This window comes from Methanoculleus sp. (assembly GCF_036677455.1).
GTDB lineage: Archaea > Halobacteriota > Methanomicrobia > Methanomicrobiales > Methanoculleaceae > Methanoculleus.
This window is the reverse complement of sequence record NZ_JAVBWL010000007.1, coordinates 135857-149681: the sequence shown is the minus strand read 5'-3', so window position 1 is coordinate 149681 and position 13825 is coordinate 135857. Positions and strand designations below refer to the sequence as shown.

Here is a 13825-nt window from a genome sequence, read left to right as displayed (position 1 = left end):
GAAGAGGCGTCACCAGGCGTTCCGGTGGACCCGGTCCTCGCGGTAGCGATCGACCGGCGGAGGACGTGCGGCCGGATAACCGATGGTGACGAGGGCTAAGGGGGCGATGGCCTCCGGGAGCGAGAAGAGGTTTGCAAACCCGAACATCCTATCGGGGTCCGGATAGACGGCGGTCCAGGCGGCTCCGAAGCCCAGCGCATGGGCGGCGAGGAGGAGGTTCTCCGTCGCTGCGGCACAGGCCTGCACCGGAAAGCCGCCCCCTCCGGGGTGCTGCAGGTCTGCACAGATGAGGATTGCGAGCGGTGCGGGGGTGCGGACCTCTGCGTAGGGGCTGATCGCCGGGATACTGTCAAGAATGTAGGGGTCGTCGATGACGATGAAGTGCCAGGGCTCCTCGCTCCCGGCGAACGGGGCCTGCATCGCGGCGGCGAGGAGGTGCTCCGCAGTGCCGGCCGGAACCGGGCGGGCGGCATACTCCCGCACGCTCTGCCGGGTCATGATGGCTTCGAGGGCATCCATTGTGGCGCTCTATGGGCGGGTTGTGGCTTGAATCATTCGATAGCGAGGCCCTGGGTGGTGTGCCACCCCTCCATGCTCCTGCCCCGCGGACCGGGGCTATGGGCGCCGGGAATCCGGGGACTCTGCCCCCTCCCCCTCCTCGGCCGTCTCTTCTTCGGGCGGCTCCTGGCGCCTCCTCTTCTGGAGGTTCCTGATGGACGAGAAGGGGAACTTCACCATATCCCGAAGACCCCCCGCCGGGGAGAAGTTCTGCATATCCCGCCGGACACCTGCGATGAGTTCGTTGACGACCTCCTGCTCCATCGCCTCACCCTCCTCCTGCACTGCCGCCAGGCGGTGGAGGGAGTAGAGCCCGAGGAGGAAGGCGAAGAGGAAGAAGAACTCCCACTGCTGCAGGTCGAGGGTGACAAAGACGAGTTCTCGCACGGGATCTTTCCAGATCAGGGTCCAGATGAGCTCTCGCTCGGCAAAGAAGTCCACGAAAAGCCCGCCGAGGATCGGCGCGACGCCGGCGGCGACCGAGTTTGCAAAGGTGCTCGCTGCGAGGTAGCTGGTCGCCTGACCCTTTGGGGCTAGTTTCAGGCCGATGTTTCCCGAGGCGAGCGAGACCCCCGCAAGCGAGATCCCCATTAGGATGTGAATGAGGATGAGGAGTGGATAGGTCAGGACGTAGACATCCGGGAGCGTGACGAACATCCAGGCGAAGATCGCGAGCATGAAGAGCGGGCCGCTCACGGCGAGCACCGATTTGTTGGAGAACCGGTCGGAGACCCTGCCCCATGACCGGTAGAAGATGATGTTCATGACCTGGCTGAGGACGCTGAGGGCGACGACGAGCGAGATATCAAGGCCGATCCTCTGGAGCATATAGACCGTGAAGAACGGCGACGCCAGGTTGACGGCAAAGTTCCACGAACCGAGGAAGATGACCAGGTTCCTGAAGTTGAGGTCCGCAAAAGGCTTTCGGATGGCGGCGAAGAGGCCGTCTTCCTCTTCTTCGACGACCATCCGGGGCTCGGGCGTGCGGACGAGGAAGGTGATCCCGATGAGGCCGGCGATGAGCCCGAGGAGGAAGAGGAGGGAGTAGCCGTAGGCTGCAAGGTCCGGGAAGACGGCCTCCCAGGAGTCGATGAAGAAACCGGCGACGAGGCTGATGACGAGCGCAACCGCTGTGGAGAGGGTCAGGCGGTGGGAGAAGAAGGCTCCGAGCCGGTCCTGCGGTATGAGGTCCCGCATCCAGGAGTTCCAGCCGCAGTGGGAGACCGCTGAGAAGGACGAGTAGAAGGCTATCGAGAGGATGAGCACGAATATCCCCTGCTCCGGCGAGAGGAAGAACGGTATCAGGATGATAGGTATCCAGCAGAGACGGGCGGCAAGCGATGCCGCGACGACCACCAGTCTCCGCCTCCGCACGCGCTCGACGATGTAGATAGCAGGCATCTGCAGGAGTTCTGCGAGCGGCGGGATGGCGGCGAGCAGGCCGATGATGGTGTTCGATGCCCCGAGTTGCAGGGCGAAGGCTACGAGGAAGATGCCGCCGGTCAGCGTCACCATCGCCTGGGTGGCAAGACCGTCCTTTATGACGAGTTTTAAGCCGTGCTGGACTTCTTCGTCCGTCAGGTTCTCCTTTGCCTCAAAGACCATACGTAACCCGGGTATCCTCTTCTGGTGCTCACAGAATCGTTCGCTTCGGGGCTACCCGGCGGAGGGGGTGGAGCCCTCCACGCCGGAGACCCGGCAGCAGGCCCTGCACGGGCGCCCTTTTTCGGGTCATATTGTATAAAAATGGAATTATATTAATCTGCTTGAATAAACCCCGTGGCTTGCTGGAATCCTCCGGCGGGGTTCCGGAAGGAATCACGGTTGTTCCTGGATTGGGCCACGGAAGATCTCCTGTGGCTTCGACATTCCCTCAACTCCCCGAGGACCATGTCGTCCTGAAGTCGGCATAGAGGGTCAGCCCGCCGTCCACATGGATCGTCTGCCCGGTGATGTAGGCGGCCTCATCGGATGCAAGGAAGGCAAATACTGCAGCAACCTCCTCCGGCTGCCCGACACGGCCCATCGGGATATGCCCTTTCGCCTCCGTCTTCTTCGCATGGTGTTCTGTCCACTCCTGGTTTATCGGTGTCTCGATCGCACCCGGAGCGACCATGTTGACCCGGATGCCGTCTCCGGCGTACTCGAGCGCGAGCGTCCTCCCGAGGGCTCCGAGTCCTGCCTTGCTCGTGGCGTAGGGGGCGTAGTGCGGTTTCGGGATGGTCTCGTGAACCGAGGAATTGTTGAGGATCACGCCCCCGCCCCCGCGGTCGAGAAAGTGCCGCACCGCCTCCCGGGAACAGAGGAACGCGCTCCGGAGGTTCACCGCGAGGACCCGGTCGTAGTCGTCCATACTCATCTCGTGGGTCGGGCTCTCGGTCTGCATGCCTGCGTTGTTGATCAGGATATCGAGCCTCCCCCACGCCGTGAGAACTCCCGCGAAGATGCGCTTGACGTCCTCTTCACGTGCGACGTCCCCCTGGATCAGCATCTCCCGACGCCCCTTCTTGCGGACGCTGCTATGGGTCTCCCGCACCTCCTCAAGCGTGATCGCCGCCTCTTTCTCGCTTGAGCGGTAGTTGATCGCGACGTTCGCGCCTTCTTCCGCGAACCTGATCGCTGTTGCCCGGCCGATGCCGGTCGAGCCGCCGGTGATCAGGACGTTCTTTCCTTCCAGTCCTCTCATCTCGTCTCATCTCACCTCATGGTCGGGCAGGGTCGCCCGTCCCGGGTCGCAAGGGCCCGGGTGGGTTATGAAAGTCTTGTCCGGAGTTCATTGCCACTCATCGATCACCTTCCGGACGAGCGCCCTCCGATCCGGATCTTCTGCGGTGAATGCCTGGAAATGCTCTTCGTAGATCGGTCTTTGGACCGAGTAGAACGTTCCGAGCGCGATCGGCGCCTCCCGGTCGTAGTTCCATTCCCGGATCTTTTCCTGGGCGCTCTCAAACCGGCCGGTCTCGACCTCGCCCTCTGCGAGCTCGTAGGCGTGCTCGTTATAGTAGTCGGTCAGATTGAAGTAGGTCGCGCAGATCTGGAGGACGTCAATGAGCGAGAACCCGCGGTGCATGATCGCCTCCTTGAAGAGGTCTTTCAGGTGCCTGACCTTCTTCGTGTAGCCCCGCGCGATGTGGGTTGCCCCTGCAGCGAGCACCATCTCGAGAGGGTTGATGGGGTGCTCCGTGATCCCGCCGGGGGTGGAGCGGCCTTTGAAACCGGACGGCGACGTCGGGGTGTACTGCCCCGTCGTCAGCCCGTAAACCCGGTTGTCATGGACGATGACCGTGATATCGCTGTTGCGTTTCGCCGCGAAGAGAAGGTGGGCAAGCCCTTCGGCGTAGGTGTCCCCGTCCCCGACGTGGCAGATCACCTTGAGATCCGGGTTTGCAAGGCGTATCCCCGTGGCCGCCGGTATCGCCCGTCCATGGATACCGTAGAAACTGTTGACGTTCAGATAGTCCATCAGTTTCCCATGGCACCCGATCCCGCCGAGGAGGACGAAGTTCTCGAGGGGTATCCCCTCCTCCTCCGAGAGTTCGGCGATGGCGGACTTCATCATGTGCTGGATCGAGAAGTTGCCGCACCCGGGGCACCAGGTGTTCTCGGCCCGGGTGATGAGGCCGCCGGCCGCCTTTCCGGCGGGCTGCTCCGGCCTCATCCGAAGACCTCCCCGAGCCGTGCAACCAGTTCGTCGACCGCGAACGGCCGCCCGTCGTGCTTCAGGACCGATCGGCCGGGGTCGAAGCCGTGCTGCCGGAGGAGGCGAGCAAGCTCGCCCGTGGCGTTGTTCTCGACGCAGGCAACCTTGCCGGCCCCGATCATCGCTTCCTTCCACTGTCGGATGGGGAACGGCGCAAGAACGAGCGGCTGGACGACCCGGCACCCCAGTTTTTCGGCGGCCTCGATGCACGCCCACTTCTCCGACCCCCAGCAGACGACCGTCATCCCGGCGTCCCGTGCACCGTAGGTCATCACGGCGGGGTAGGCGGCAAGTTCCGCTGAGAGGCTCTCCTCTTTCCTGTGTATCTTCTCCCGGGACCTCAGGACCTCTTCCGACGCCTCCGTGGTGAACCCGGCCTCGTCGTGGGCGTAACTGTTCACCTTGACGACGGCACCTTCTCTTCCCGGGAAGGCGAGCGGCGAGATTCCGCTCTCGGTCCCGGCATACCGCCGGTACTCCCCGCTCCCGTCCCAGAGCACGGGTTCCCGGTCCGGGTGCGGGACGACGGCTCCAATATCGAAGGAGTAGGCCCCCTCCGCGAGCGTCTTGTCGGTCAGGATGATCGAAGGCACCTGGTACTTCCAGGAGAGCATCAGGGCGGTCGCCGACCAGGTGTAGGTCTCCGCGAGGTCGCCGGGGGCGACGACGAGCCGGGGGAACTCTCCCTGGCCTGCGTTCAGGACGAAATGGAGGTCGGTCTGAGAGGTGTAGGTCGGCATGCCGGTGCTCGGGCCAGGCCGCTGCCCCATCACGATCGTCACGGGGATCTCCGACATCCCGGCAAGGGAGAGGCCCTCGGTCATCAGGCAGAACCCGCCGCCCGAGGTGCCGACCGCTGTCTTCTCGCCTGCGTAGGCGAGCCCGAGTGCCATCAGGATGACGCTGATCTCGTTTTCGGGATGAAGGACCTTGATGGAGAGGTCCTCGGCACGGTTGGCGAGGAAGTGGAGGAGGTTTGATGTCGGGGTCATGGGGTAAGCGACGTAGGACTCAAGCCCACCGTGAACGAGCCCGAGCCCGGTCACCTCGTTCCCCGTCAGGACCGGGAGTGCCGGTCTCTCGAGCCGCTCGACGGTGAAGACGTCTCCCACGGCGTCGTAGCCCCGCCCGGCGACCTGGAGGTTTGAATCCAGGTGCTTTGCAGGGACGCTCGCCCGGAGGACATCTTCGAGGACCTCCCGCCCGATGCCCGCCACCCGCGCGAGCGCCCCGAGCATCGCGGAGTTTTTGGTGATCGGGGGCGCTTTCTCTTCTTTGACGATCTGGTCGAGCGGGAGGCCGTAGCCCTCGCCCCTCACCACCTGCGAGGCATCGTAGATGACCGTCGTGCCGGCATGGATCCTCTGGCGATGGTTCTCGATACTCTTCTGGTCGAAGGCGAGGAGAACGTCGACCGGGGTGCGGTGCGCCCCGATCGTCTTCTCTGAGGCCCGGATGATCGCGAAGTTGTGCCCGCCCCGGATGAGCGAGGGATAGTCGAAGTACATGCAGGTGCGGTAGCCAAGGCGGGAGAAGAGGCCGGCGATGGAGAGCCCGGCTGTGTTGATGCCCTCCCCGGCCTTTCCGCCGATCAGTACGGAGTATTCGCTCATGGTGATCAGGCGTGGCGTTGCCTCCTCGCGGGTATATAGGTTGTGCCGCAAGACGGATCTGGTCTCGCGTGAGCCAGAACAATCGACGGATTGTGCTAATTTCTCGCGCGAGTTCTCATCGGACAATCGACGATGCCGTCTCGTCGAAGGGGTTGCTCCGCATCGCGAACGAGAAGAGGTAGGGGTAGTTCCGCTTGAGGTACTCCATGTAGCCGAGCCACTCTCCGGTGAGAAGACGGTATACCCTCCCGATATCCCCCTCGAGGTGCCTGATGTCGCTCTCCGGGAGCCCGGCAAAGCCTCCCCGCCGCTCGAGTTCCTCGGTGAGGTGGAAGGTCGCCCTGAGGAGGTTGGTGAATGTTTCGTGCTCCATAAGGACCGGGTTCTCAAGCAGGCGAAGGAGGAAGTCCCGCCGCCCTTTGAGGTAGCGGCAGAGTTCCTCCAGGTCCGCGGCATCGACGGCGACACCGTAGCGGTGGTGCTGGAGGCGGTCATGCATCCCGGAGAAGATCTCCGGTGTCCAGGCATCCGTCACGATAAGATCCCGCCGAATCTCCGGGAGACCCGGGTCACGGTTCGAGAGGAACGTGAGGAGCCCGGTCCCGACCTCCGAGAAGAAGGTGCCGATGACCATGTTCAACTTATCCAGTCTCTCGCGCTTTGCCCGGACGCTCAGGAGTTGATTCAAGATCAGGGTCACCAGAAGGACGTTGATCGGGAGAAACCCGAGAGCGTTGAATATGTACTGGTAGGTGTTCTCGAGGTCCCCGAGCAGGAGGTACTTTACGGTGTACGTGGCGACCGATAGGGCAACCAGGACGATCCCGAGCCGTACTTCCCAGGTCCGGAGACTGAGGCGCATGGTACAGGAAGATACGCACGGCAAGAAAAATAAAGGTGAGCCCCGGACGGCTTTCAGACCTGGAGGCGCGACGATTTCTGCGTCCCGAGGGGTGCAGGGACCTTCTGCTGCTCTATAAGTTCCATCTCGACCCAGGAGACCAGGTCGAGCAGGCCCGTCTCGAGGGGGACTTCCGGGGCGTAACCAAGGGTCTCCCGGGCGTGGCTGATGTCCGCGATGCAGTGACGGATATCGCCCACGCGGACGGCCCCCGTCACCTCGGGGGCGAGGTGTGGCCGCCGGGTTATTGTTGCAAGAAGGTTCGCGACGGTCCGGAACGTGTGGGGGCGGCCGCTCCCGATGTTGAACGTCTCCCCGGCGGCCCCGCGCGACTCCAGGGCCAGGCGGAAGGCGCGCGCCGCGTCGTAAACGTTCACGAAGTCACGCTGCTGATATCCGTCTTCAAAGAGGCGCACCGGGAGACCCTGGAGCAGGCGAGCCGCATACTCGGTCAGCATGCCGGAGTAGGGGTTGGCATACCCCTGGTGCGGGCCGTATACCGGAAAGAGCCGGAGGATCGTCGTCGGGATACCGTAGGCCTCGCCGATCATCCTGCACATCTCCTCCTGATCGTACTTGGAGATGGCGTAGACAGAGTGCGGCGACACCTCCTTCGTCTCCGGCGTCGGGAGGGGGTAGAGCACCTCCCCGTCCGGGCTCCGGGGCTCCCAGTCGCCCCGTGCCGTCTGCCGGGGGGAGCGCCGGACATTCGGGTAGGTGGTGCCGTTATACGAGCAGTAGAGCCCTTCCCCGTAGACGGCGCTGCTTGACCCAACGACGAGGCGCTTGATTTGATGGTCCAGCAACGCCTCAAGGAGGACGGCGGTCCCGGTGGAGTTGACGTTCATATACTTCTCGAGTTGGTACATGCTCGCTCGCTCCCCGACGACTGCCGCCAGGTGGATGACGGAATCGATCCCCTCGAGAGCCTCCTGCACGCTCTGGGGGTCCCGGATGTCCCCGACGGCGACCTCCGCCCGCCGATCGAGATGACGGGGCTGGAGCCGCTCCGAACCGTGCACCTGTGGCGTCAGGTTGTCGAGGATACGGACGTGATAGCCGTGCTGCAGCAGTTCCGAGGCGAGGTGCGACCCTATGAATCCTGCCCCCCCGGTGATGAGGAGGGTCGGACTGGTATCTGTATCCATGATGTATCGGGCATACCTGACGCACGCTTCACATTAAATATTATCGCGATAGTTAGATAAAATAGATAATTGGAGATTAGTGGTATCAGGTGCATTCTTGACCTGATTTTCCCTGCCCGGGAGACCTGCCCTGCGAGCCCCCAAGTCCGGCCGGGAGGGGTGCCTCCCCCCGCCCGGAACGCTCCCCGGCTTACGAGTCGAGGACCGCCTCGGCAGCGTCGCGGTAGGCCCGCATCACGTACGGGATGCCGGAGACCGCTTCCGCCTCTTCGGTCAGGGCCATCAGGTCGTTTCGGGCGACCGTGCTGAGATTGAAGTTCCGGGTCCCGGCCATGATCTGCTGAAGCCCGGTCCTGAACTTCTGGGCGTAGGTGTAGATCCCGACCGCCCCGAGCGGGATCTCGTCTATCCGGCCGGGGTATCTCTCCTTGAGCTGTTCGTAGCAGACGAAGATCTCCTCCCTGGTTCGGCCGTACTTCGAGACGGTCTTCGGGAGTTCTCCTGCTTCGAGCCACTTTGCGATGTTCTTCCCGACCATGCCGGGGATCATGAGGGCGCGACCCATACAGACGGCCCTGATATAGGGGCTTCCCATGGCGAGCCCCTTGAAGACGTTCGCCTCGTCTGCGAACCCCCCGGCGATGGCCATGTCCGGGACCCGGATGCCCCGTGCCCGGAGCCGCTCGGCAAACTGGTAGGCGAGGGACTCGATGTAGAAGGTCGGGATGCCCCATTCGTTCATCATTGGCCAGGGACTCATCCCCGTGCCGCCGGGCGCGCCGTCGATGGTGAGGAGATCGATCTTCGCTTCGGCGCCGTAACGGATCGCCATCGCGAGTTCGACGGCCGAGTAGGCGCCGGTCTTGAGGGTGATCCTCTTAAAGCCGATCTCCCGGAGCCGGTCGACCTCCTCGAGGAACCCCTCCCGGGTGACGAAGCCGAGACGGGAGTGCCGCTCAAACTCTTTTATGGCGCCGTCCTGGAAGGCTGCCCGGACCTCGCGGATCTCGGGGTCCGGGAGAACGATGTAGCCCCGGTCTTTTAACTGGTTCGCCCGCCCGAGGTTGTCAACCATGATCTCGCCGCCGATGCACTTTGCGCCCTGGCCCCATTTCAGTTCGATCGTCTCCAGGTTGTGCTTTGACGAGACATACTCGGCGGTCCCGAGGCGTGTGTCTTCCACGTTCAGTTGAACCAGGAGTTCGCCGTACCGGTCGTGGAACCCCCGGTAGATCTCGATGCGCCGGTCCATCTCGGGCGACCTGCTGACCTTTCCGTTGTGGTCGAGCACCAGGTCCGGGTCGACGCCGCAGACGTTCTCCCCGCAGACGAGCGTGATGCCCGATATCGCGGCCCCGATGGCGAAGTGCTCCCAGTTTACCCGGGCACTCTCGGTCGACCCGAGCGCCCCGGTGAAGATGGGGATCTGCATCGGAACCTTGATGCCCCATCCGTACTCGGTCCTGGTATCGACGGCAGAGAAGACCGCGGTGTCGGGGCCGGCTTCGACGCCTTCCGGCAGCCCCTTTGCACCCCTGGCATAGCCCTGGATGTTCAGGTGCGAGTAATCGACCGGGTAGTTCTTGTCCGCACCGGCAGTGATCTCGCCGTAGGGGCCGGGATAGAGCACTTCTCTGCCCCGGAAGGAGGAGAGCCAGATCTCGCAGGCTCCCTTGCACCCGTCGACGCACCGGCTGCAGATGCCGGACATGGGCGTGACATCCCGGGAGCGGTTGGTCGTTCCCGTCGCTTCGTTCGCATTCGGTCTTCGCAGGTTCATGGTTGCACCGCTATTTTATGGATAGAAGGTTCCTTCCTACAAATATAAATTTTTCTAATGAACCGCTATTCGATCCTGGATAGACCGAAACCTCCTGCGGGTCTCCTCCGCCGCTGCCCCGGTCGTGCGGCTCCAGGGATCGCGCCACCCGATAGCACTATCCAGCTACTTTATATCTTTGTATCTCCGGTATGCCGCGAGGATGGCGAAAAGGTGAAATACCTTGATGTGTATCAATGCTTTATGAACTTCAGGTTGCTATCTGCTCTGACCGTGCTCCTGGTCGCATGTTTGCTCTGCGCCGGCTGCACGGGTACCACCGATACTCCCGCGCCGTCCCAGACGGGGACTCCGACGGTCACGGCAACACCTGCGCCCACGGCCCCGGTCTCGCTGACACCCGGCCCGACACAGACGATGCCGCCGGGAAAAGAGATTAGTTTCCAGATCACCGAAAATTACCCCTCGCGGGTTACAAGCGATCTCACGGTCACCTTCATTGGCGGTGCCGGCCAGAGTTACCTAACGAGCATCGATGTGCGCGTGACCAAAGCAAACGGGGAGGTCGTCACCGATTCGATGGAGATCACCCGGGGGAAAGAGTTCACCATCAAGAACGCAAAAGGGGAGAACCGGGTCGAGATAACCGTTGCATACGTCACCGAGAATGCTCCCTTCAAGATTATGGATAAGATCGTGAAAGTCCCGTAACCTTCACGACCTTTTTTTGCGATCCAGCACGGGGCAGGGGGGCTCTTCCTGCCTACTGCCTCTCCACGCTCCATCGTATGAGCAGGCCGTCGTCGAGCCGGACTGCCTCGATGATGCGTAACTGTGTAAAATCCGCCTCCCGGAGAAACCCGGTGCCGTCTGCCGGCGTGGGCGCGTCCTTCCCACCGATGACGATGTTGCCGACGAACGTCTGGAGTTCGTCGACGAGCCCTTGCTCAAAGAGCGTCCAGATCAGGGTTCCGCCCCCCTCGACCATCAGGCGCCGGACGCCCTGTCGGTAGAGTTCCTCAAGAAGGGCCGCGAGATCGACGGCCTCGTCACCGGCGGTGATGATGGTGGCGTGCTCTCGAAGAGCCTCCACCCTTTCGGGGGGTGCCCTTGCTGAGACGGCGACGATACGCTTCCCGGTCCCTTTGTGGAGGATGTCCGCAGAGAGGGGGATCCTTCCCTCGCTATCCACCACCACCCGGATGGGATGCTCGTCTCTCCCGGCCGCTCTCCGCCCGGCCCGGCGTTCCTCCGACTTGACGGTGAGCGAGGGGTTATCGGCGAGCACGGTGCCGATGCCGACCATAATGGCGTCGCTCTCCGCCTTGATCCGGTCGACCCGTGAGAAATCTTCGTCTCCTGAGATCCTCACCTGCCGCCGCTCTCGCGTCGAGATCTTCCCGTCGGCACTCATGGCGACGTTGATGAAGACAAACGGGCGCATGTTCTAGGGTTACACGACGACCTTCATATAGCTCTCTTTCTGGGCGATGCGGAACCCCGTGGTTACTCGAAGCCTGATGGCTTCTCATGCTCCGGACGTCTCGTCCGTCGCATCTCGCACCTCGCGGTGCTCACGCTCACTCTGTTCGCGCCTCGAAGCCTGATGGCTTCTCGTGCTCCGGGCGTCTCGTCTGTCGCACCTCACACCTCGCGGTGCTCACGCTCCTCTCCGGGAATCGGGGAAATGTTTGGTATCCATCCCCTGAACTCAAAGAATAATTCTTCTTTTCTGGAAATAATGTCTTTCGTTCGACTGGATTCCGAATACTCTATATACATCCCCTAGGATACCTTCTCTATTCTGTATGTCCCGGAACCGATATTCCTTGAGTCGTTTTCAAAAAAACCTGTTTACCGGGACGGATATCGTCAAGATGATCGTGTTAGTGTCATTCTCGGCGGTATCGTTGATGCTGACGTCTGTTGCGCCGGATTACAACGCCATTCACATCTACCCCCTGATCTACTGCATCCCAATACTCCTTGTCGCTCTCTGGTTCCCGCAGAAGGGGGTCTGGGTAACCGGACTCCTGGTTGCAGGATTCGCACTTATCCAGGCGTATCTATCAGTCCTCGGCGTTACCATAGATGTTGTAATGACGGGGTTGCATATAGCGCTCTTCTTCTGGGTCTTCGGAGCCACGACGCTCTTTTCGCGGAGTTCCCGCCTGACCGCCTCCCGGTGCAGGCAGATCCTCGGAGATACCCATGATACGAAGTTTCTCTGCGACCCGCAAACACTCCGCCTGCTCTGCGTCAGCAAGCGGTGCGCCGATATCCTCGGGTACACCCCACAGGACCTCATAGGTCTCCCGGCGGAGATGTTCTGGGCAGATGAGGGCGACAAGGCCTGGTTCATCGAGGAGATGAAACGGGAGGGTTACATCGGGAATGCCGAAACGACGTTCCGCACACAGAACGGCGATGCCCGGGCGGTCCTCCTCTCCTGCCGGGCGCTGGTCCCTGAGAACCTCTTTGAGTGTACGGTTGTGGATGTCGGCAGCCTCGAGGCCGAGCACAACAGCCTCATACGGTCAAACGAGCGCCTGACTGAACTCATCCAGCAATCAAACGACATCTTCTTCATACAGGATGCCACGGGGTGCATCCTGCACTTCTCCTGGCTGCGCGCCTCTGAGCACGGGATAATTCCCGGCGACCTCGTCGGCCGGGGTGTAGATGCCCTCCTCCCCCCTGACCTTGCTCGCCGGCATATGGAATGGGTTCAAGCGGTGATCCTTGAGCAGATGAGCGCTCAATACGATCTTGACCTTGCAATAGCTGGTGTCCGGCACACCTTCTCCGTCACCCTTGCCCCGTATGCCGGGGCGGACGGCTCTCTCATTGGTGTTGTAGGGTCGGCGCGCGATTCAAGCGAGATCCGGCGACAGAGGATCGCCTGCAGGCAGATGGCGTGGGAGGTTGATCAGTGGAAGGGGCTTGTTGCCACGCTCTCCCACGAACTGCGCACACCCCTGCAACCGCTCATCGGCTACCTGGAGATGCTTGTCGAGAACCCCGAGCACTACGGTCTCGCGCGAGAGACGGAGAAGTTTCTTGCGACCTGCCTTGCGTGCGCAGGGCAGGAGCGGGCGGTGGTCGAGCGGATGGTCGCGTTGAGCCTGCTGACGATGGATCCCATCGAGCTTGCTGTTCAGGACATGCCCCTCCGCCGACTGGTCGACTCCGTCATCTCCGATGGTGCGTACGACCGAGAGGCTCAGTTTTACAACGAAATACCGGAAAGCACCCATATATGGGGGGATCGTGATCGGCTCTACCTGGCAGTGGAGAGCCTGATATCGAATGCGGTTAAGTATAATGAACCGCCAAAGAAAGTATGGATCCGCTATGCCGAATCAAATGACAACCATTATATTATGGTGTGTGATAATGGCATCGGTATCCCCAAGGATAGTATCGACGCGATCTTCGGGTCGTTCTATATCGGGGACCCTGGAAAACAGGACCCCGAAGGTGATCGGATCGGCCTGGGGCTCCCGATTGCGGAGGGATATATCCGGTTGCATGGAGGAGAGATAACGGTGACGAGTGCGGTGGGCGAGGGGAGCACTTTCACCATCAAATTACCAAAGGAGGCATAAATTTGGGAAAGAAGATCATGGTCGTCGACGATGACCTGCCGACGCTGGAAGTAATGGAACTATTACTCAAGAAGATCGACCGCGAACCTCTTCTGGTCCATAATGGGTGGGATGCTCTGCGGATGCTCAAGAAAGAGAAGCCCGCGCTCATCATCCTCGACGTGATGATGTCCCCCATCGATGGATGGCAGTTCCTGGAGGAACTGAAGCGGAACGAGGAACTCAAGCATATCCCGGTCCTGCTCTTCACCGCAAAGCATGTCTGGCCCGAGGAGTACTCGCGGTATGCTGATGATATCGTCGGCGTCCTGGAGAAGCCTATCTCGCTCGCCGAGCTGAAGACGGCACTGGAGAAGGCTGTTCCCCAGGATGCCTCTTCTCATACGGACGACGACGCTCACTACACCCCGCAGGTCCGAAGCGGATAACTTTTCAGGCCCATACCTTTTCTGGCACCTTTCCCGGGCCTGCATGCTCTCCACCGAAAGGCATTTTATAAGCCCGGAGCGTATTGCCC

At 61.6% G+C, this 13825-nt stretch carries 12 protein-coding genes; 3 read left to right on the top strand and 9 right to left on the bottom strand.

Annotated elements, in window-relative coordinates; all coding sequences use genetic code 11:
• Positions 1-9 precede the first annotated feature (9 nt).
• From V6K60_RS02280 to V6K60_RS02245, 8 genes are all read right to left on the bottom strand, one after another.
• Positions 10-519 (bottom strand): nitroreductase family protein, encoded by a 510-nt coding sequence (locus V6K60_RS02280; RefSeq protein WP_332448891.1) that lies wholly within the window; start codon positions 517-519, stop codon positions 10-12.
• Between the two features lie 96 nt (positions 520-615).
• Positions 616-2163 carry an MFS transporter gene (locus V6K60_RS02275; RefSeq protein WP_332448890.1) on the bottom strand — a complete coding sequence of 516 codons (1548 nt, stop codon included), beginning with the start codon at positions 2161-2163 and terminating at the stop codon, positions 616-618.
• 268 nt (positions 2164-2431) lie between these two features.
• Positions 2432-3244 carry a glucose 1-dehydrogenase gene (locus V6K60_RS02270; protein WP_332448889.1) on the bottom strand — a complete coding sequence of 271 codons (813 nt, stop codon included), beginning with the start codon at positions 3242-3244 and terminating at the stop codon, positions 2432-2434.
• A gap of 87 nt (positions 3245-3331) precedes the next feature.
• The gene (locus V6K60_RS02265; RefSeq protein ID WP_332448888.1) at positions 3332-4216 is read right to left on the bottom strand and encodes a thiamine pyrophosphate-dependent enzyme; all 885 of its coding nucleotides are present in this window, start codon (positions 4214-4216) and stop codon (positions 3332-3334) included.
• Entirely contained in the window at positions 4213-5922 is a 1710-nt protein-coding gene (locus V6K60_RS02260) for a 2-oxoacid:acceptor oxidoreductase subunit alpha (RefSeq protein WP_332448887.1), read from the bottom strand. Before V6K60_RS02260 ends, V6K60_RS02265 begins: the two co-directional genes overlap by 4 nt.
• A gap of 64 nt (positions 5923-5986) precedes the next feature.
• Positions 5987-6733, bottom strand: coding sequence for a hypothetical protein (locus V6K60_RS02255; RefSeq protein WP_332448886.1), 747 nt, complete (start codon positions 6731-6733; stop codon positions 5987-5989).
• Positions 6734-6786: 53 nt separating this feature from the next.
• Positions 6787-7920 carry an NAD-dependent epimerase/dehydratase family protein gene (locus tag V6K60_RS02250; RefSeq protein WP_332448885.1) on the bottom strand — a complete coding sequence of 378 codons (1134 nt, stop codon included), beginning with the start codon at positions 7918-7920 and terminating at the stop codon, positions 6787-6789.
• A 190-nt stretch (positions 7921-8110) separates the two neighbouring features.
• Positions 8111-9700 (bottom strand): FMN-binding glutamate synthase family protein, encoded by a 1590-nt coding sequence (locus tag V6K60_RS02245; RefSeq protein ID WP_332448884.1) that lies wholly within the window; start codon positions 9698-9700, stop codon positions 8111-8113.
• A 243-nt stretch (positions 9701-9943) separates the two neighbouring features.
• Between V6K60_RS02245 and V6K60_RS02240 the strand changes: the two genes are divergently transcribed.
• A complete protein-coding gene (locus tag V6K60_RS02240; protein ID WP_332448883.1) occupies positions 9944-10411 on the top strand; it encodes a hypothetical protein in 468 nt (155 codons plus the stop codon).
• A gap of 52 nt (positions 10412-10463) precedes the next feature.
• Here V6K60_RS02240 and V6K60_RS02235 read toward each other — a convergent pair whose 3' ends face one another.
• Entirely contained in the window at positions 10464-11144 is a 681-nt protein-coding gene (locus V6K60_RS02235) for a 2,5-diamino-6-(ribosylamino)-4(3H)-pyrimidinone 5'-phosphate reductase (RefSeq protein WP_332448882.1), read from the bottom strand.
• A 433-nt stretch (positions 11145-11577) separates the two neighbouring features.
• On the opposite strand from V6K60_RS02235, the gene V6K60_RS02230 reads away from it, so the two are divergent.
• Both V6K60_RS02230 and V6K60_RS02225 read left to right on the top strand, forming a co-directional pair.
• Positions 11578-13308, top strand: coding sequence for a PAS domain-containing sensor histidine kinase (locus tag V6K60_RS02230; RefSeq protein ID WP_332448881.1), 1731 nt, complete (start codon positions 11578-11580; stop codon positions 13306-13308).
• Between the two features lie 2 nt (positions 13309-13310).
• A complete protein-coding gene (locus tag V6K60_RS02225; RefSeq protein ID WP_332448880.1) occupies positions 13311-13736 on the top strand; it encodes a response regulator in 426 nt (141 codons plus the stop codon).
• Positions 13737-13825 lie beyond the last annotated feature (89 nt).

Coding starts and splice junctions, on each gene's coding strand:
- V6K60_RS02235 (WP_332448882.1), bottom strand. CDS start 11,144: ATGCGCCCGTTTGTCTTCATCAACGTCGCCATGAGTGCCGACGGGAAG.
- V6K60_RS02230 (WP_332448881.1), top strand. CDS start 11,578: ATGATCGTGTTAGTGTCATTCTCGGCGGTATCGTTGATGCTGACGTCT.
- V6K60_RS02280 (WP_332448891.1), bottom strand. CDS start 519: ATGGATGCCCTCGAAGCCATCATGACCCGGCAGAGCGTGCGGGAGTAT.
- V6K60_RS02275 (WP_332448890.1), bottom strand. CDS start 2,163: ATGGTCTTTGAGGCAAAGGAGAACCTGACGGACGAAGAAGTCCAGCAC.
- V6K60_RS02270 (WP_332448889.1), bottom strand. CDS start 3,244: ATGAGAGGACTGGAAGGAAAGAACGTCCTGATCACCGGCGGCTCGACC.
- V6K60_RS02255 (WP_332448886.1), bottom strand. CDS start 6,733: ATGCGCCTCAGTCTCCGGACCTGGGAAGTACGGCTCGGGATCGTCCTG.
- V6K60_RS02265 (WP_332448888.1), bottom strand. CDS start 4,216: ATGAGGCCGGAGCAGCCCGCCGGAAAGGCGGCCGGCGGCCTCATCACC.
- V6K60_RS02240 (WP_332448883.1), top strand. CDS start 9,944: ATGAACTTCAGGTTGCTATCTGCTCTGACCGTGCTCCTGGTCGCATGT.
- V6K60_RS02245 (WP_332448884.1), bottom strand. CDS start 9,700: ATGAACCTGCGAAGACCGAATGCGAACGAAGCGACGGGAACGACCAAC.
- V6K60_RS02250 (WP_332448885.1), bottom strand. CDS start 7,920: ATGGATACAGATACCAGTCCGACCCTCCTCATCACCGGGGGGGCAGGA.